Annotated in this window: 17 protein-coding genes; 12 read left to right on the top strand and 5 right to left on the bottom strand. The window is 72.1% G+C overall.

From position 1 onward, the window contains the following. The first annotated feature begins 30 nt into the window (after positions 1-30). Positions 31-852 carry an ABC transporter ATP-binding protein gene (locus DMB66_RS10130; RefSeq protein ID WP_370318354.1) on the top strand — a complete coding sequence of 274 codons (822 nt, stop codon included), beginning with the start codon at positions 31-33 and terminating at the stop codon, positions 850-852. An 8-nt stretch (positions 853-860) separates the two neighbouring features. Further along, on the top strand, positions 861-1,766 hold the full coding sequence (locus DMB66_RS10125; RefSeq protein WP_125803779.1) for a ribokinase: 906 nt from the start codon (positions 861-863) through the stop codon (positions 1,764-1,766). Positions 1,767-1,781: 15 nt separating this feature from the next. Here DMB66_RS10125 and DMB66_RS10120 read toward each other — a convergent pair whose 3' ends face one another. Both DMB66_RS10120 and DMB66_RS10115 read right to left on the bottom strand, forming a co-directional pair. Beyond that, positions 1,782-2,159 carry a hypothetical protein gene (locus DMB66_RS10120; protein WP_125803778.1) on the bottom strand — a complete coding sequence of 126 codons (378 nt, stop codon included), beginning with the start codon at positions 2,157-2,159 and terminating at the stop codon, positions 1,782-1,784. Then, the gene (locus DMB66_RS10115; RefSeq protein ID WP_125803777.1) at positions 2,156-2,623 is read right to left on the bottom strand and encodes a DUF6232 family protein; all 468 of its coding nucleotides are present in this window, start codon (positions 2,621-2,623) and stop codon (positions 2,156-2,158) included. Before DMB66_RS10115 ends, DMB66_RS10120 begins: the two co-directional genes overlap by 4 nt. A gap of 90 nt (positions 2,624-2,713) precedes the next feature. Here DMB66_RS10115 and DMB66_RS10110 point away from each other — a divergent pair, with 90 nt between their 5' ends. From DMB66_RS10110 to DMB66_RS10095, 4 genes are all read left to right on the top strand, one after another. Next, on the top strand, positions 2,714-3,487 hold the full coding sequence (locus DMB66_RS10110; RefSeq protein WP_125803776.1) for an enoyl-CoA hydratase/isomerase family protein: 774 nt from the start codon (positions 2,714-2,716) through the stop codon (positions 3,485-3,487). 61 nt (positions 3,488-3,548) lie between these two features. Continuing rightward, the gene (locus DMB66_RS10105; RefSeq protein WP_125803775.1) at positions 3,549-4,094 is read left to right on the top strand and encodes a hypothetical protein; all 546 of its coding nucleotides are present in this window, start codon (positions 3,549-3,551) and stop codon (positions 4,092-4,094) included. Between the two features lie 40 nt (positions 4,095-4,134). Continuing rightward, entirely contained in the window at positions 4,135-5,994 is a 1,860-nt protein-coding gene (locus DMB66_RS10100; protein WP_125803774.1) for an Hsp70 family protein, read from the top strand. A gap of 59 nt (positions 5,995-6,053) precedes the next feature. Further along, on the top strand, positions 6,054-7,676 hold the full coding sequence (locus DMB66_RS10095; RefSeq protein ID WP_125803773.1) for an acetolactate synthase: 1,623 nt from the start codon (positions 6,054-6,056) through the stop codon (positions 7,674-7,676). Between the two features lie 7 nt (positions 7,677-7,683). On the opposite strand, the gene DMB66_RS10090 is transcribed toward DMB66_RS10095, so the two are convergent. From DMB66_RS10090 to DMB66_RS10080, 3 genes are read right to left on the bottom strand one after another with little or no spacing between them, the layout of a single operon-like run. Continuing rightward, positions 7,684-8,022, bottom strand: coding sequence for a PLDc N-terminal domain-containing protein (locus DMB66_RS10090; protein ID WP_125803772.1), 339 nt, complete (start codon positions 8,020-8,022; stop codon positions 7,684-7,686). Between the two features lie 38 nt (positions 8,023-8,060). Beyond that, positions 8,061-8,363, bottom strand: a complete 303-nt coding sequence (locus DMB66_RS10085) for a DUF202 domain-containing protein (RefSeq protein WP_125803771.1) — start codon at positions 8,361-8,363, stop codon at positions 8,061-8,063. Next, entirely contained in the window at positions 8,360-8,767 is a 408-nt protein-coding gene (locus DMB66_RS10080) for a YidH family protein (protein ID WP_125803770.1), read from the bottom strand. Before DMB66_RS10080 ends, DMB66_RS10085 begins: the two co-directional genes overlap by 4 nt. A 335-nt stretch (positions 8,768-9,102) precedes the next feature. Between DMB66_RS10080 and DMB66_RS10075 the strand changes: the two genes are divergently transcribed. The 6 genes from DMB66_RS10075 to ligA all read left to right on the top strand — a co-directional run bounded on the left by DMB66_RS10075 (position 9,103) and on the right by ligA (position 18,157). Then, complete coding sequence (locus tag DMB66_RS10075) at positions 9,103-9,882, top strand: electron transfer flavoprotein subunit beta/FixA family protein (RefSeq protein WP_125803769.1); 780 nt, start codon at positions 9,103-9,105, stop codon at positions 9,880-9,882. Positions 9,883-9,897: 15 nt separating this feature from the next. Then, on the top strand, positions 9,898-10,842 hold the full coding sequence (locus DMB66_RS10070; RefSeq protein WP_125803768.1) for an electron transfer flavoprotein subunit alpha/FixB family protein: 945 nt from the start codon (positions 9,898-9,900) through the stop codon (positions 10,840-10,842). Positions 10,843-10,922: 80 nt separating this feature from the next. Continuing rightward, a complete protein-coding gene (locus tag DMB66_RS10065) occupies positions 10,923-12,098 on the top strand; it encodes a cysteine desulfurase family protein (RefSeq protein WP_125803767.1) in 1,176 nt (391 codons plus the stop codon). 1,557 nt (positions 12,099-13,655) lie between these two features. Beyond that, complete coding sequence (gene mnmA / locus DMB66_RS10060; RefSeq protein WP_125803766.1) at positions 13,656-14,774, top strand: tRNA 2-thiouridine(34) synthase MnmA; 1,119 nt, start codon at positions 13,656-13,658, stop codon at positions 14,772-14,774. Continuing rightward, entirely contained in the window at positions 14,767-15,765 is a 999-nt protein-coding gene (locus DMB66_RS10055; RefSeq protein ID WP_233624446.1) for a methionine synthase, read from the top strand. Before mnmA ends, DMB66_RS10055 begins: the two co-directional genes overlap by 8 nt. 220 nt (positions 15,766-15,985) lie before the next feature. Next, the gene (ligA, locus tag DMB66_RS10050; RefSeq protein ID WP_233624450.1) at positions 15,986-18,157 is read left to right on the top strand and encodes an NAD-dependent DNA ligase LigA; all 2,172 of its coding nucleotides are present in this window, start codon (positions 15,986-15,988) and stop codon (positions 18,155-18,157) included. The last annotated feature ends 44 nt before the right edge of the window (positions 18,158-18,201 follow it).

Below are 18,201 nucleotides of genomic sequence, written 5' to 3'. Positions count from 1 at the left end.
GCCGAGGGTCCTGCATGGTTGGATGGATGCGTGCTCGAGGCAGCGACTGCGATCCCCACCCCACCTGACGACGACACCGTCATCTCCTTCGACCGGGTGAGCGTCATCCGCGGCAGCAGCTATCTGCTGCGCGGGCTCTCCTGGCAGGTCGAGCTGGACGAGCGATGGGTCGTCCTGGGCCCCAACGGCGCCGGCAAGACGACGCTGCTCAATCTCGCGTCGGGCCGGCTGCACCCGTCCCGCGGCACCGCCTGGATCCTCGGCGAGCGGCTGGGGCGCACGGACGTGACCGAGCTGCGCACCCGGATCGGCATCACCACCGGTCAGCTCGCCGACCAGGTGCCGCCCACCGAGCGCGTGCTCGACGTCGTGGTCACCGCGGCCTGGTCCGTCGTCGGCCGCTGGCGGGAGAGCTACGGCCCGCAGGACGAGGGGCGGGCCCGCGCCCTGCTGGAGCAGCTGGGCATGGGCACGCTGGTCGAGCGCGAGTTCGGCACCCTCTCCGAGGGCGAGCGCAAGCGCACCCAGATCGCCCGCGCGCTGATGACCGACCCCGAGCTGATGCTGCTCGACGAGCCCACCGCCGGGCTCGACCTGGGCGGCCGGGAGGACCTGATCGGACGGCTGACCGAACTGGCCGAGGATCCGGACGCCCCGGCGATAGTGCTGGTCACCCACCACGTCGAGGAGATCCCGCCCGGCTTCACCCACGCCATGCTGCTGCGCGAGGGCACGGTCGTGGCGGCGGGCCTGCTCGGCGAGACGCTGACGGCCGACAACCTGTCCAAGACGTTCGGCCTGCCGCTGCAGGTCCAGCGCTCCGGCGACCGGTACACGGCCAGGGCGGCCTGAGGCACCCGATGGCTGACACCTCGCCGCGCATCGTCGTCGCCGGCAGCGCCAACATGGACCTCGTCGGGCTCGCCGCCCGGCTGCCGCTGCCGGGCGAGACGGTGCTCGGCGACGACTTCGTCATGACGCCCGGCGGCAAGGGCGCCAACCAGGCCATCGCCGCCGCCCGCGCGGGCGGCGTGTGCACGATGCTCGGCGCGATCGGCTCCGACGCGTTCGGAGTGACCATCAAGGCCCGGCTCAATGCCTCCGGCGTGGACACCGACAACCTCCGGACCAGCTACGGCGCCTCCGGAGTCGCGGTCATCATGGTGGACCGCGCGGGCGAGAATTCGATCATCGTGAGCCCTGGCGCGAACAGCTCGTTCGCGGGACTGAGCGCGGCCGAGACGGCGGTGATCGCCGACAGCGACGTGCTGGTGTGCCAGCAGGAGATCCCGACGGACACCGTGATCGCGGCGGCGCAGGCGGCGCGGGCCGGCGGCACCCGGGTGATCCTGAACGCGGCTCCGGCGCGGGCGCTGCCGCCGGAGCTGCTGGAAGTGGTGGACCTGCTGGTGGTCAACGAGGGCGAGGCGACCGCGATCACCGGGTCGGCGGCGCCGGACGTGCCCGCGCTGCTGGCGCTGGTGCCCCGGGTCGTGCTGACGCTGGGCGGCGCCGGCTCCCGGTATGCCGACCGGGACGGCCGCGACGAGAGCATCCCGGCCTGCCGGGTCGACGTGGCGGACACGACGGCGGCCGGTGACGCCTTCACCGGCGCGCTGGCGGTCGCCTGGGGCGAGGGCCGCGACCTGGTGGAGGCGGTCCGCTGGGCGAACGCGGCAGGGGCGGCGTGCGTGCGCCAGGTGGGCGCCAGCAACGCTCTGCCCAGCCGCGCCGAGATCGACGCCCTCTACGCCCAGACGTACTGACTACGCCCAGACGTGCTAACCACGTCGAGGGCGGCGGGCCACGTGCAGGCCCCAGAGCACCAGCGGGATCTGCAACGGCAACCGCCCGTAGGCGATCGCCCGGCGGGTCGGCGAGGCGTGCCGCCAGTCGGCCGCCATCTGGACGTTCGCGGGGAAGACGGCGGCGAACAGGCCGGCGGCGGCGAGCCCGCCCAGCCGGCGGGTGCCGGGATTGGCGACGGCCGCGGCGACGGCCAGCTCGGCGGCGCCGCTGAGCAGCGTCCAGGTGCGCGGGGCGCCGGGCAGCGAGCGCGGCACGATGGCGTCGTACGGCTTCGGGGCCACGAAGTGCAGCACACCGGAGGCCGCGAGCAGGCCGGCGAGCGACAGCGCGCCCTTCGAGGGGTTTGTCACGGGCGGGGGACCGGGTCGTGGTCGAGCGCGCGCTGCAGGGCCCGGTAGATCTGGCCGAAGCGTTGCGCGTTGTCGGTGTCCAGCAGGAGCACCTCGGCGCCGCGGACCCGGGCCCAGATCTCCCGCCGGCGGCTGCCCTTGTCGTATGAGCGGTCGACGAACTCCAGCAGGACGTCGGCCAGCGGCGCCGCGGCGAGGCCGATCAGGATGCCGCCGCCGGCCAGCGCGATGGTGGTGGCGGTCGAGGCGTCGATGACCAGGGCCACCAGGACGCCGAGCGCGCCGACGAGGACCGGGATGATCATGGCTAGGCCGAGGGCGCCGCGGCCCGCGACCGCGCTCCACTTGCGGCGGCCCTGGCGGTGCCAGACCTGGGCGAAGTCGGTCAGGCGGTACTCGCGTCCGCCCATCCGTACCCCGGTTGACGTGACCAGCACGTCCGGGTCGCGGTAGTAGGTGATCATCGCCCCTCCCCTGGCCTCACCATGATACTTACCCGCACCGTCCGGGCCTTACGCTGTCGGAGACTGAACGATCGCTAGGGAGGCATGCGCGTGGGTGAGTTCGTACGACTCGAGACGAGCGACGGCATCGGCACGATCCGGCTCGACCGGCCACCGATGAACCCGCTGAACACGCAGGTTCAGGAGGAGCTGCGGGAGGCCGCGCAGGCGGCGGCCGACGACCCGCAGATCCGGGCGGTGATCGTGTACGGCGGGGAGAAGGTGTTCGCCGCCGGTGCCGACATCACCGAGTTCACCACCACGACGTTCCAGGAGATGACCGTTCGCGCGGGCGCCCTGTCCAGCGCGTTCGACACGGTGGCGAAGATCCCGAAGCCGGTCGTCGCCGCGGTGACCGGTTACGCCCTCGGCGGCGGCTGCGAGCTGGCGCTGGCCTGTGACTGGCGGGTCGTCGCCGACGACGCCAAGCTTGGCCAGCCCGAGATCAGGCTCGGGCTCATCCCGGGAGCCGGCGGCACTCAGCGGCTGGCCCGGCTGATCGGCCCCGCGAAGGCCAAGGACCTGGTGTTCTCCGGCCGGATGGTGGACGCCGAGGAGGCCCTGCGGATCGGGCTCGCCGACCGGGTGGTGCCGGCCGCCGACGTGTACGCGAGCGCGGTCGAGCTGCTCCGGCCGTACCTGAATGGTCCTGCCCTGGCCCTGCGGGCCGCGAAGCTGGCGATCGACGGCGGCCTGAGCACCGACCTGGCCTCGGGTCTGGCTTGGGAGAGCCAGCTCTTCGCGGGCTTGTTCGCCACCGACGACCGGGTCGAGGGCACCACGGCGTTCGTGGAGAAGCGCAAACCCAAGTTCACGGGCCGCTGAGCCGAGAAAACGCTGCTGGGGATCTCGCGTATATCGATCTGTTGCCATAAAGTTCCCCTCTGTGACGGTGCCCGGTGTGCGCGTGACCTCGGTCCGGCGCACCGTGGGCATCGCGGTGGCGCTGGTGACCGGTCAGGCGCTGCTCTGTGGGGTCATCGGAATCGTCACATTCAGCGACAGGAGCACGTCGGCGCCCGCTGCTCAGGCCCCGGAGCCGCAGCTCGCCGGGCCGCCGCCGGTGGTGCCGAGCGCCGGCACGCCGCCGGTCGACGCGCCGGCCGGCCGCCCGGAACCCGGCACCACGCGCTACGGCCGGATCGAATTGCCGACCTCGCCGCAGGCCTCGGTGGCCGTGCGGAATTCCGCCACCCGGACGGTCGGCCCGTCCCGCACCGCTTCGGTTTCGCCGGCGCCGGCGCCGGCCACCTCGCCGTCGGATCTCGCGCTGATCCCGCCGTCGCCCGCGGCGCCCGAGGACGACGCGCCCATCCCGGCGGTCGAGCGGGAGCGCTGCGACGACGAGGGTGCGCTCGGCGAGACCGCCGCAGGCAAGGCCGTGCGGTGCGAGCGCGACCGCCGCGGCGACCTGCGCTGGCGGGTCGTCTAGCGAGATCATCAGCTTCGTGGCTGCGCCTACACTGACGCGCATGTCCATCGACCAGGGTCGGCACTCGCTCGGCGTCGACTTCGGCACCTCGAACACCGTCGCGGTCGCCCGCTGGCCCGACGGGCGGGCCCGGCCGATCCTCGTCGACGGCTCGCCGCTGCTGCCCTCGGCCGTCTATGCCGAGGCCGGAGGACATCTGATCGCGGGCCGCGACGCGGTGCACAGCGCCCGGCGCGACCCGGGTCGCTTCGAGCCCAACCCGAAGCGCCGCATCGACGACGGGCTGGTGCTGCTCGGCGACGAGGAGTTCCCGGTCGTCGACATGATCGCCGCGGTGCTGGTCCGGGTCGCCGACGAGTGGCACCGGACCGTGGGGCCGGTCCGCCCCGAGCTGACCCTCACCTGCCCGGCCACCTGGGGCGCCACCCGCCGCGGCCTGCTGGCCGAGGCCGCCGCCCGGGCCGGGCTGAGCCGCGCCCGGCTGGTTGCCGAGCCGGTCGCCGCCGCCACCTACTTCGCCGAGGTGCTGGGGCGCGACGTGCCGATCGGCTCGGTCCTCGTGGTGCACGACTTCGGCGCCGGCACCTTCGACGTGAGCGTGGTGGCCCGTACGGCGGAGGGTTTCGAGGTGCTGGCCGTGGACGGCCGGGACGATCTCGGCGGGCTGGACATCGACGCCGCGCTCGTCGAACACATCGGCAAATTCTGCGCCGAGCGGGACGCCGCGATCTGGCAACGGCTGACCGAGCCCGGGACGCTGGAGGACCGGCGCGCCAAGCGGCAGCTCTGGGACGACGTCCGGATCGCCAAGGAACGGCTCTCCCGGCTGCAGTCCGCCGACGTGGTGGTGCCGCTGCTCGACCTGGAGCTGCACGTCACCCGCGACGAGCTGGAGGAACTGGCCCGGCCGGTGCTCGACCAGACCGTGCAGGTGACCCGCGACCTGCTGCGCTGGGCCGACCTTGCGGACGGGCGGCTGGCCGGGGTGTTCCTGGTCGGCGGCGCGAGCCGGATCCCGCTGGTGGCGACGCTGCTGCACCGCGCGCTCGGCGAGGCGCCGGTGGTGATCGAGCAGCCCGAGCTGGTGGTCGCCGAGGGCAGCATCCTGGCGGACGCGGCCCTGCTCGCCTCGGAGCCGGCCGCGCCGGGCCCCACGTCCGAGATGTGGCTGCTCTCCCGGCAGACGCAGCCGCCGCCGGCGCGGCCATCCACGCCTTCCGCGCCGGCCTCCGCTCCACCGCTGTCCACCGCCGCGTCTCCGACGTCGCCGGCCGCGTCCCCCGCCGCGGCTTCGGCGCCGCGGATGTCGGCCGATGACATGGAGACCGTGCCGTCCTCGCGGGACCAACTGCTGCCGCCGCCGGCCGTCGACCCCTGGCCGCACGCCCAGCAGCACTGGGTGCCCGACCCGGAACAAACCGTCGCCTCGGACCCCTCGTGGGATCTGCACGCGCTTCCGAAGACGCCCCCGCCGCCGACCCGTTCGGCGGCGGCCGCCGCGGCGACTCAGCCGGTGCGACGACCCGAGACCACGTCCCGGCCGGTGTCGCCGTCGGCCACCCGGCCGATGTCCCAGTCCGGGGCGAGGTCGGCCTCCGGCTCGGTGATCTCGCGGCCGGTGTCGCCGCCGGCGCGGCCCGCCGCCGGCACCCGGCCCGGGCAAACCACCCAGTCCCAGGCGCCACGGAAGACCGCGGCGCCGCGGCAGCCCGCGGCGCCAAGGCGTCGGCGCACCGGCGGGGCGCTGCGCTTCTTCCAGGTGTTCCTGAGCGTGCTGGTGCTGGTCACGGTCCCGCTGGCGGCGATGGTGGCGGCGTACGGCGTCAGCGCGGGCGTGTCGGTGGAGGAAGCGGCCGGCTTCATCCTGGACGACCTGCGGCGCCTCCTAGAGCGAGTTTGATTCACCTTTTCCCGTCGGCCCGGTAGCCTGCGGGCGAAGACCGAGCGGCGGGAGCTGGCATGGCGGAAATGATCGAGGGCCACGGCGGGGAATTGGCGCTGGCGGCGCTGCGGGCGTACGGGGTGACGGAGATGTTCACCCTCTCCGGCGGCCACGTCTTCCCGCTGTACGACGCCGCGCACAAGGCGGGCTTCCCGATCTACGACGTACGGCACGAGCAGTCCGCCGTCTTCGCCGCCGAGGCCGTCGCCAAGCTGCAGCGCCGTCCCGGCCTCGCCGTGCTCACCGCCGGCCCCGGCGTAACGAACGGCATCTCCGGCCTGACCAGTGCGTTCTTCAACGCCTCGCCGGTGCTGGTGCTGGGCGGCAGGGCGCCCGCCTTCCGCTGGGGCTCCGGCAGCCTGCAGGAGATCGACCACATCCCGCTGGTCACCCCGGTCACCAAGTACGCCGCGACCGTCACCGGCACCGAGGAGATCCCCGGCGAGGTGGCGAAGGCGCTGACCGCCGCGCTGACCGCCCACCGCGGCCCGGCCTTCCTCGACCTGCCGCTCGAGGTGCTCTTCTCCAGCGAGGACGCCGCCGCGCCCGGCGTGCCCGGGATCCCGGTCATCCAGCCCGACCCCGACGAGGTCACGCGCGCCGCCGCCCTGCTGGCGACCGCCGAGCGTCCGGTGATCATCGCCGGCTCCGACGTGTGGGGCGGCGACGCGATCGCCGAGCTGCGCGCCGCCGCCGAGGCGCTGCAGATCCCGGTCTTCACCAATGGCATGGGCCGGGGCGCGCTGCCGCCCGGTCACCCGCTCGCCTTCGCCAAGGCCCGGCGCCCGGCCCTGAACGAGGCGGACGTGGTGGCCGTCATCGGCACCCCGCTCGACTTCCGGCTCGGCTTCGGCGAGTTCGGCGCCGCGCAGGTCGTCCACATCGTCGACGCGCCCAGCCAGCGCGCCGGGCACGTGGCGACGGCCGTCTCGCCCGCCGGTGACCTGCGGCTCATCCTCGCCGCGCTGGCCGAGCACAGCGGCAAGCGCGCGGACCACGGCGAGTGGATCGAGGGCCTGCGTGCCGCCGAGGACGCCGGCAAGGCCCGCGACGCCGAGGCGATGGCCGCCGAGAGCGACCCGATCAAGCCCGCCCGGATCTACGGCGAGCTGCGCAAGGTGCTGGCTCCCGACGCGGTCACCATCGGCGACGGCGGCGACTTCGTCTCGTACGCGGGCCGCTACCTGGAGCCCGCCCAGCCCGGCACCTGGCTCGACCCGGGCCCGTACGGCTGCCTCGGCACCGGCATGGGCTACGCGATGGGTGCCAGGGTCACCTACCCCGACCGGCAGATCTGTGTGCTCATGGGCGACGGCGCCGCCGGCTTCTCGCTGATGGACGCCGAGTCGCTGGTCCGGCAGGGGCTGCCGGTCGTGATCGTGGTCGGCAACAACGGCATCTGGGGCCTGGAGAAGCACCCCATGCAGGCCATGTACGGCTACGACGTCGCCGCCGACCTGCAGCCCGGCCTGCACTACGACCACGTCGTCAAGGCGCTGGGCGGGGCCGGCGAGACGGTGGAGAAGTCGGCCGACCTGGGCCCGGCGCTGGGGCGCGCGTTCGACGCGGGCGTGCCGTATCTGGTCAACGTGCTGACCGACCCGGCGGACGCCTACCCGAGGTCGTCCAACCTGGCTTGAGGCACCCTCACTCGTCGTTCTTCTCCAGATCACGCTCCCACTGGGCGAGCAGCTCCCGGTCGCGCCGGGACTGCTCGGTGTCCATCGAGCGCAGGAAGTCCGGATCGTCGTCCGGGGCGGCCGGCCGCGGTTTGCTTCGCAGCACCGGGCCGTGCTCCCGAGGTGGCGCTTTCGGTCGTCCCGAGAGGAAGTAGGCGAGCGGGCCGAGTAGGGGGATCAGCAGGATGACGAGCACCCAGAGCACTCGCGGCATGTTGCGGACCCGGGGGGCCGACAACGCGCTGATGAGCGCGAGCACCAGAAGGAAGAGCTGCACCGCAGCGAGGAAGACGAACAGCCGGACCATGAGGCAATAATGACGCGCCGCACGGGTAACGGCGACGCTCAGAGCGTGACAAGCACCGTACCGAGAATCGCGAAGGTCACCGTGATCGCCGCATAGGCGGTGATAGTGCGCTGCCCGGGCTGCGGCGGATCGGCGTCGAGGCCTCGGGCCCGGCGGTATCCGAGGCCGACCAGCACCGCCCAGCCGGCCATGGCGGCGGCCGCGGCCAGGTGGGTCCCCGTCCCGGCGCCGGGTGTGAAGGCCGGCCGGGCCGCCAGCAGCGCCACCGCGGTGGCCGACAGGCCGGTGCGCCGCCACGCCAGCCGGGTGCGTTCCGCGGACGCCCCGGGGTCGGGGGTCACGCGACCGCTTTGATCACGACGGCGACGACCAGCAGCACCGCGCCGACCGCCACCACCAGGGCCAGGATCGCGGGGAACCGCGACTTGGGCAGGTCGGTGCCGAGCCGCATGGCCCGCTCCGTGCGCGCCCAGTGGTCCACCGCCCGCAGCGCGACCACCCCGCCGAGCAGCAGCAACGCGATGGCGATGCCCTCGCGCAGGTGCGCGATCGGCAGCGGCGGCAGGAACTGCGCGCAGGCGAGCCCGCCGGCCAGCAGCGCCAGCGCGGTGCGGATCCAGGCCAGGAAGGTGCGCTCGTTGGCCAGCGAGAACCGGTAGTCGGGCTTGTCGCCGACCACCGGGGTCTTCTGCGGGTTGAACCACTGGCCGAGCACGCGCCGATTATCGACCAGCCGGGTGAACATTCGTTCCGGCGGTCCACAACCTGCGGATCTGGTCACTCACGCAGGACTCGCGGGGCCGGCCGCAGCTGCACCAGGCTCCCTCCGGCTTGGTCGGCCGGTGCGGTGGGAGAAGATGGGTCGGGGCCGGGGGTGGCCCGTGGGTTACAGGAGCGGATTGGCCGGACATGTCGTAACACCCCCTTGAACCGACTGTAGCGATCGGCTGATCAATTCGGGTGAGGTGAGTCACTCTCGGTGGTGGAGACCCGTAAGCTACCGACGGGTAACATCGGCCGGGGGGACAGCAGCTCCGGCTGCAGGCGTGCGTCCACAAACAGGAGGGTCGTCGAAGCGCGATGAACATCGTCGTACTGGTCAAGCAGGTGCCCGATTCCGGTGCTGAGCGCACCCTGAGCGCGGGCGACAACACCGTCGAGCGGTCCTCGGCGAACAACGTCATCAACGAGATGGACGAATACGCCATCGAGGAGGCGCTGAAGATCAAGGAAGCGCACGGTGGCGAGGTGACCGTCCTGACGATGGGCCCCGAGCGCGCCGCCGAGTCGATCCGCAAGGCGCTGTCCATGGGGCCCGACAAGGCCGTCCACGTGCAGGACGACGCCCTGCACGGCTCCTGCGCCGTCGCGACCTCCAAGGTCCTGGCGGCCGCCCTCGGCACTCTCAACGCCGACCTGGTGCTCTGCGGCGCCGAGTCGACCGACGGCCGCGTGCAGGTCATGCCGCACATGCTCGCCGAGCGCCTGGGCGTCGCGGCGCTGACCGGCGCCCGCAAGCTCACCGTCGACGGCAGCCAGCTGACCGCCGAGCGGCAGACCGACGAGGGCTACGAGGTCGTCACCGCGGCCACGCCGGCCGTCGTCAGCGTCTGGGACACCATCAACGAGCCGCGATACCCGTCCTTCAAGGGCATCATGGCCGCCAAGAAGAAGCCGGTGCAGAGCCTGTCGCTCGCCGACCTGGGCATCTCCGCCGACGAGGTCGGCACCGCGGGCGCCACCTCCGCGGTGGTCGAGTTCGCGAAGCGGCCGCCGCGCTCGTCCGGCACCAAGATCACTGATGAGGGTACCGGCGGCGAACAGCTCGTCGCATACCTCGCCGCCGAGAAGTTCGTCTGAGAAGGGGCTCCCACCATGGCTGAAGTGCTGGTCGTCGTCGAGGCCTCGGAGGCTTCCGGCGTCAAGAAGGTCACGCTCGAGATGCTGACCATCGCCCGCGGGCTCGGGTCGGTGTCGGCGGTGGTGTTCGGGAACGTCGACACCGGCAAGCTCGCCGAGTTCGGCGCCGAGAAGATCTACACCGCGTCCGGCGATGACGTGGAGAATTATCTGGTGGCGCCGAAGGCGACCGTGGTGGCCGAGCTGGTCAAGCGGGTCCAGCCGGGCGCGGTGCTGCTGGGCTCCACCCAGGAGGGCAAGGAGATCGCCGGCCGGCTCGCCGTCAAGCTGGAGAACGGCCTGCTGGTCGACGCGGTCGAGGTGGCCGCCGACGGCACCGCGACCCAGGTCGTCTTCGCCGGCTCGACGATCGTCAAGTCCAAGGTCACCAAGGGTGTGCCGATCATCACCATCCGCCCGAACTCGGTCACCCCGGTGCCGCAGCCGGCCACCCCGTCGGTGGAGCAGCTCACGGTCGTCGCGTCCGACGCCGACAAGCTGACCAGGGTCGTCGAGCGGGTCGCCGAGCAGAAGGGCTCGCGCCCCGAGCTCAGCGAGGCCTCGATCGTCGTCTCCGGTGGCCGCGGCGTCGGCAACGCCGACAACTTCAAGCTGGTCGAGGAGATGGCCGACCTGCTCGGCGCCGCCGTGGGTGCCTCCCGCGCGGCGGTCGACTCCGGCTACTACCCGCACCAGTTCCAGGTGGGCCAGACCGGCAAGACGGTCTCCCCGCAGCTCTACGTGGCCCTGGGCATCTCCGGCGCGATCCAGCACCGGGCGGGCATGCAGACCTCGAAGACCATCGTCGCGGTCAACAAGGACCCCGAGGCGCCGATCTTCGAGCTCGCCGACTTCGGCGTGGTGGGCGACCTGTTCAAGGTCGTACCCCAGGCCGACGACGAGATCCGCAAGCGCAAGTAGGACATGTTCCCCTCGAGTGGCCCGGCGGTCCCACCGCCGGGCCGTTTCGGTTGACGGCTCAAGGCATAAGCTTCACGTTGATGGCATACCTGGATCACGCGGCGACCACGCCGATGCTCGCCGAAGCGCTCGACGCCTACGTCGCGGCCGCCCGCGAGGTCGGCAATCCGTCGTCCCTGCATGCCGCCGGCCGCGGCGCCCGCCGGCTGGTCGAGGAGTCCCGCGAGCGCGTCGCCGCCGTGCTCGGCGCCCGGCCCTCCGAGGTGATCTTCACCAGCGGCGGAACGGAAAGCGACAACCTCGCGACCAAGGGCATCTACTGGGAGCGCCGCGGCGCCGACTGCCGCCGCAACCGGGTGGTGGCCTCGGCGGTCGAGCACCACGCGGTCCTGGACGCGGTCGACTGGCTCGCCACCCACGAGGGCGCCGAGGTCAGCTGGCTGCCGGTCGACGAGACCGGCCGGGTCGACCCCGAATCGCTCGCGAAGCTGCTGGCCGAGCACGGCGACGAGATCGCGGTGATCACCACCCAGTGGGCGAACAACGAGGTGGGCACGATCCAGCCGATCGACGAGCTGTCCCGGCTGGCGGCACGGGCGGGCATCCCGCTGCACACCGACGCGGTGCAGGCGGTGGGCCAGATCGCGGTCGACTTCGCGGCCAGCGGGGTGGCGGCGCTCACGGTCACCGGGCACAAGCTGGGCGGCCCGATCGGGGTCGGCGCGCTGCTGCTGGGCCGCGACATCGCCGCGACCCCGCTGCTGCACGGCGGCGGCCAGGAGCGCGACGTGCGCTCGGGCACCCTGGACACCCCGGGAGTGGTCGCCTTCGCGGTGGCGGTCGAGACCGCGGTCAAAACCCGCGAAGAATACGCCCACCGGGTCGCAACCCTCCGCGACGACCTGGTGCGCCGGATCCGCACGGCGATCCCGGACGCGGTCTACAACGGCCACGGCACCGAGCGACTGCCGGGCAACGCGCATTTCTCGTTCCCGGGCTGCGAGGGTGACGCGCTGCTGCTCCTCCTCGACGCCCAGGGCATCGCGTGCTCGACCGGCTCGGCCTGCTCGGCCGGGGTGGCGCAGCCGTCCCACGTACTGCTGGCGATGGGCGCCGACAACGACCGCGCCAGGTCCTCGCTGCGCTTCACCCTCGGCCACACGTCAACGGCCAAGGAGGTGGATGAGCTGCTGGCCGCCCTGCCGGGTGCCGTCGAGCGAGCCCGCCGAGCCACCGCCTGGAAAACCCCCCGCTAATCCAAGCAGGCAGATTTACTTTCGGTCGTCTTCCGGTACGGACAGCGTCGAGTCCCGTGACACACAGGCCAGGCAGTGCCGTCCCGACCCGGTCACGCCACCATCCGGGCTGGGAGCGGCGGCAAGGTGGATTGTCCGGGTCGGTGCGTTCGCGAAGAACTGGCTGGAGTTTGCTGTCGAGATCTTCGTAGCAGCGGCCGGCCTGGGGCCTCGTTCCCCAGTGTCCGGTGTGTTCTGTCGGTAGCCGATCCCGGTGGCAGCGTCCATGAAGCGAGTCATCGGAACCGTTTCCTCTGCGAGGCTAGGCGGCGGTCCATCATGCGGGCACGACGTCCAGCTCACGGACCCTGCTCCCACATGCCGGGGTCACGTACCACCGGGTGAACATTCCGTCCCAAGCTCCGGTATCTGACCTCTCACAACCCCCCATATCTTCGCCACCTGCCGCGACCTTGATGAGCTGGGCCGAGCACACCGCAGGTCTCCAAGATCGCGGGCGTCCTCGGTTCGCGTCCGGATCTTGCAGGGGTGTGGTCCGCTCCCGACTGGCGCGACCGCTATCGGTGGAGGGTCGGTTGGCTGGCGAGGACCTTGCGGCGATCGGGTAGCGGTGGCGAGCTCAACCGGTGGTTGCAACACCCTCGGGGCCCGCCATTCCCGCGTCCGTTGCGGCCCAGTTCAAGGGACGTGAGAGCCGGCCTGGGAGATGCTGCAGGTGGGAGGCGTTGCAAACCACCGGTTGACCGGGGTCGGTGGACCTTGCGTCTTGCCTGATCAGCGCGCCGCCGCGAAGTGCTGGGTCGGGTTGGCCGGCGTGCCGCGTGACCTGGGCGGAGGTTGGATGCCCTGCGGCGCGAGCTATCCCGAGACGGCGAAAGGCGAGCGTCCGCGCGGCCACAAGATCCTCGCCGGGCCGCCGACGTTGCGGGTGCGGGTGCGGGTGCGGAGCGGACTACGCGGCTACAGGATCCTTGCCAGGGCCGCCGACGTTGCGGGTGCGGGTGCGGAGCGGACTACGCGGCTACGGGATCCTCGCCTGGTCGCCGGTCCGGGGTCGACGTTGTCGCGTGCGGGTGTGGAGCGGACCGTGCCGCCGCGCTGTCGCTCAAGCGAGGTATCGCGACTCTGCTGCTGGATGGACAAGCAGAGGTCTCCACCGCGATCCAGCAGACCAGGCTGGGCGGTCTCTTGTGTCGCGTGATGCTGGCCGCGTTATCTGATCTCTCGTTCTCGCAGAGGCGTGACCTGCGAGAACGGGGAAACTCCGGCTCGATCGTGCATCGCGCATCCACGATCACGCGACGCTAGGAGCGGCGAGAGCGGCTGAACACTATTTACCGCTCTCAGCCCGGATGGTGGCGTGATCAGGCCGGGACGGCACTTCCCGGGCTTGTGTGCCACGGGAGCCGAGGCTTTCCGTACCGGAAAGAGGTGGATGGCGGTGTGATCAGGCCGGGACGGCACTTCCTGGGCTTGTGCGCCTACGGGAGCGGGCCGTGCTCGTGCCCGGAAGAAGGCTGCCGTAGCGGGAAAGACCGGGGCGGATAGGCTTGGTGGGTGCGAGTGATTGCAGCAATGTCCGGCGGGGTCGACTCCGCTGTCGCTGCCGCGCGCGCTCGGGATGCCGGCCACGATGTGACCGGGGTGCATCTGGCGCTGGCGCGGAATCCTCAGACCTACCGGACCGGTGCGCGGGGTTGCTGCACGCTGGAGGATTCGCGTGACGCTCGGCGTGCCGCCGATGTCATCGGCATCCCGTTCTATGTGTGGGATATGGCCGAGCAGTTCCATGACAACGTGGTTGATGACTTCGTCGCGGAATATGCCGCCGGCCGCACCCCCAACCCCTGCCTGCGCTGCAACGAGAAGATCAAGTTTGCCGCCGTGCTGGACCGGGCGGTCGCCCTGGGCTTCGACGCGGTTGTGACCGGCCATCATGCCCGGCTGGGCCCGGACGGCTTGTTGCGCCGCAGCGTCGACATGGCCAAGGATCAGTCCTACGTCCTGGCCGTGCTGACCCGCGCCCAGCTCGACCGGGCCGTTTTTCCGCTCGGCGACTCGACCAAGGCCCGGGTTCGCGAGGAGGCGGCCGAGCGTGGCCTGGCCGTCGCGGAAAAGCCGGATTCGCACGACATCTGCTTCATCGCCGACGGCGACACCAAGGGTTTCCTGGCCAAGCGGCTCGGTGAGGCGCCGGGCGACATCGTCGACGGTCGCACGGGTGCCGTGCTCGGGCGGCACGATGGGGCCTATTCCTACACGATCGGCCAGCGTAAGGGCCTTGACCTGCGGGTTCCGGCCCCGGATGGGCGTCCCCGCTATGTGTTGTCGATCACCCCGAAGACCAACACCGTGACGGTCGGCCCGCGTGAGGACCTCGCGGTCGACACCGTGACGGCGACCCGGACGATCTGGCACGGCGAGCGGACCCCGGTCGAGTGCGAGGTGCAGCTGCGCGCGCACGGCGAGGTCGTCCCGGCCGTGGTGACAGTCGGGCCGGACGGCCTGGTGGCCGACCTTCGCGCTCCGGCCCGCGGCGTCGCGGCCGGCCAGGCGATCGTGGCCTACCGCCCCGACCCGGCGGGCGACATCGTCCTCGGCTCGGCAACGATCACGTCCGGCAGCTTCGGCGCCGAGGCGAACGCCGGCGGGGTCGGGGCGGCGCGCGGTGCCTGATTTCCCCTGGCCGTCCGGCGCGGCCACCGGGATCGGTTCGCTTCCCGGTACGGACATCGCCGAGGCCCAGCGCCTGGTCATGGGCGAGCTGCCCGACCTGCCGCACCTCGCCGAGCTGCCCAACCGTGGCCCCGGCTCCGACCTGATCGGCCGCACTGCCGGGCTGCTGGCCGAGTTGCCCGTGCAGCTCTACGTCGGCCGCTGGCAGATGGCGCCGCGTCCCGGCAAGGACCAGCGTCACATCGCTGACCTGCTGGAACGCGACCTCGACCAGCTCAGCGAGCAGGCCGACCGGTTCGCCGGAACGATCAAGGTGCAGGCCGCCGGTCCGTGGACCCTGGCCGCCAACCTGGACCTGCCGATCGGCGGCCGCATGCTGCGCGACGCCGGCGCCGTGCGCCATCTGACCGAGTCGCTGGGCGAAGGGCTCCGCTCGCACGTGGCCGACCTGCGGAAGCGGCTTCCGCTCGCGTCCCTGCTGCTGCAGCTCGACGAGCCCTCGCTGCCGGCCGTGCTCGCCGGGCACATCCCAACCGAGAGCGGGCTGAGCGCCTACCACGCGGTGGACGGTCCCGACGCCGCGACGGGCCTGCGGACGATCGTCGAGGCGGTCGGGGTGCCGGTCATCGTGCACTGCTGCGCCCCGGACGTGCCGCTGCAGGTCTTCCGGGATGCCCGGGTCGCCGCCGCCACGCTCGACCTTTCGCTGATCAAGGATCTCGACCCGCTGGGTGAGGCGCTGGAGGCCGGCCTCGGCCTCTTCGCCGGTGCCGCACCCACCCGGCCGCCGGCCGACGGGCGCGCGCTGACCTCGGCGCAGGTCGCCGAGCGGGTGCGGAAGCTGTGGAGCCGGCTCGGCTTTCCGGCCGCCCGCCTGCCGCAGCAGGTCGTGATCACCCCGGCCTGCGGCCTGGCCGGCGCCTCCCAGCCGTACGTGCGCGAGGTGCTGAAGGCCTGCCGCGACGCCGGCCGGCGCCTGGCCGAAGTCTGACGCTGCCGCCGGCCCGCTGCCCGCCGCGGCGCGCTGGACACGGAGCACGCAGGCCGACGGTTTTGTCAGACCCGGCGACTACCGTGCCCTTAGAAGCACGAACCACGGAGGTCACCCGGTGCCTGAGAAGCAGCCTGTCCAGCCTGTCGAAACGCAATCCGACGGTGTTCAGGCGGCCGTCGCCGAGCAGCTCGCAGGCGGCCGGCCGACCGCCGAGCAAGTGGCCGCCGCCGGGCCCGAGCCGACCCCGGCGGCCAGCACCCGGCACGCCGAGCTGAGTGACGAGCTGCGCGGCCATCAGTACCGCTACTACGTCCTGGATTCCCCGACCATCTCGGATGCCGAGTTCGACGGGCTCCTGCGCGAGCTGGAGGCGCTTGAGGCGCAGTTCCCGGCGCTGCGCACCCCCGACTCTCCTACCCAGAACGTCGGCGGCACGTTCTCCACCCTGTTCACCCCGGTCGAGCACGCCGAGCGCATGATGTCGCTCGACAACGTCTTCGACGAGGGCGAGCTGGCGGCCTGGGCCGAGCGCACCGAGCGGGACGCCGGTGGGCCGGTGCGGTTCATCTGCGAGCTCAAGGTCGACGGCCTCGCCATCAACCTGACCTATGAGAAGGGCCGGCTGGTCCGCGGCGCCACCCGCGGCGACGGGCGCACGGGCGAGGACGTGACCTCCAATGTGCGGACCATCCGTGAGATCCCCGACCGACTGATCGACGACGATCCGCCCGAGCTGCTCGAGGTGCGCGGCGAGATCTACTTCCCGGCCTCCGCGTTCGCCGATCTCAACGCCTCGCTGGTCGAGCAGGGCAAGGCCCCGTTCGCCAACCCGCGCAACGCCGCGGCCGGCAGCCTGCGCCAGAAGGATCCGCGGATCACCGCCTCCCGGGGGCTGCGGATGGTCGTGCACGGCATCGGCGCCCGCAAGGGGTTCCGGCCGGATTCGCAGTCGCATGCCTACGAGGCGCTGCGCTCCTGGGGGCTGCCCACCAGCGACCGCTGGCGGCTGGTCGACGGGATGGCCGAGGTCCGCGACTACATCGACTACTACGGCAAGCACCGGCACGACGTCGAGCACGAGATCGACGGCGTGGTGGTCAAGGTGGACGCCGTGGCCATCCAGGGCCGGCTCGGCTCGACCAGCCGGGCGCCGCGCTGGGCGATCGCCTTCAAATATCCGCCCGAGGAGGTCACCACCAAGCTCCTCGACGTCCTCGTCAACGTGGGACGCACCGGCCGGGTCACGCCCTATGCGGTGCTCGAGCCCGTGCTGGTGGCCGGCTCCACGGTGGCCCAGGCGACCCTGCACAACGCCCGGGAGGTCGAGCGCAAGGGCGTGTGGATCGGCGACACCGTGGTGCTGCGCAAGGCCGGCGACGTGATCCCGGAGGTGCTCGGCCCGGTCATGGATCTGCGGCCCGCCGACGCGCATCCGTTCGTGATGCCGACGCGCTGCCCCGAGTGCGACACCCCGCTCGCTCCCGCCAAGGAGAGCGACATCGACATCCGCTGCCCCAATTCACACCACTGCCCGGGGCAGCTGCGCGAGCGGCTCTTCTATCTGGCGAGCCGCAACGCGCTGGATATCGAGGTGCTCGGCTATAAGGCCGCCCGGGCGCTCTACGAGTCCTCGGTGCTGACCGACGAGAGCGACCTCTTCGGGCTGACCGCCGACGATCTGTCGCGCTCGCCGTTCTTCGTCAACATGGACGGCACGCTGGGCAGCAACGCGGTCAAGCTGCTGGAAAATCTGGCGGAGGCCAAGGAACGGCCGTTGTGGCGGGTGCTCGTGGCGTTGTCGATCCGGCACGTCGGCCCGACCGCCTCGCGGGCGCTGGCCCTGGAGTTCGGCTCGATGGCGGCCATCGAGGCCGCGGTCGCCGAGGGCCGGATCGAGGAGCTGTCGGCCGTCGACGGCGTGGGCCCGACGATCGCGGAGAGCCTGCGGGAATGGTTCGCGGTCGACTGGCACCGCGAGGTCGTTCGCAAGTGGCGCGAGAGCGGCGTCAAGATGGCGGAGGAACGGTCCGAGACCGGCGGCCGGCCGCTGGCCGGCATGACCGTGGTGGTGACCGGCACCCTGTCCACCCACACCCGTGACGAGGCCTCCGAGGCGGTGCTGTCGCGCGGCGGCAAGGTGAGCGGCTCGGTGTCGAAGAAGACGGCCTTCGTGGTAGTGGGCGACAACCCGGGCAGCAAATACGACAAGGCGCTGTCGCTGCGGGTGCCGGTGCTCAACGAGCAGGGCTTCGCCGTGCTGCTGGCAGAGGGGCCGGAGGCGGCTCGCGCGGTGGCCGAGATCGCCCCGGAAGTGCCCAAGGAGCCCAAGAAGAAGGCCGCGGCCGCGGTGGCGGAGGAGCCCGCGCCGTCCGCCGAAACGGCGGAGTAGGCCACCGCCGCCGATTCACCAACGGGTGAATTTCGACAGGTTCC

It is taken from the genome of Actinoplanes sp. ATCC 53533, from assembly GCF_003947245.1.
Note: the sequence above shows the minus strand (reverse complement) of the source record. Positions and strands in the feature narration are given on the sequence as shown.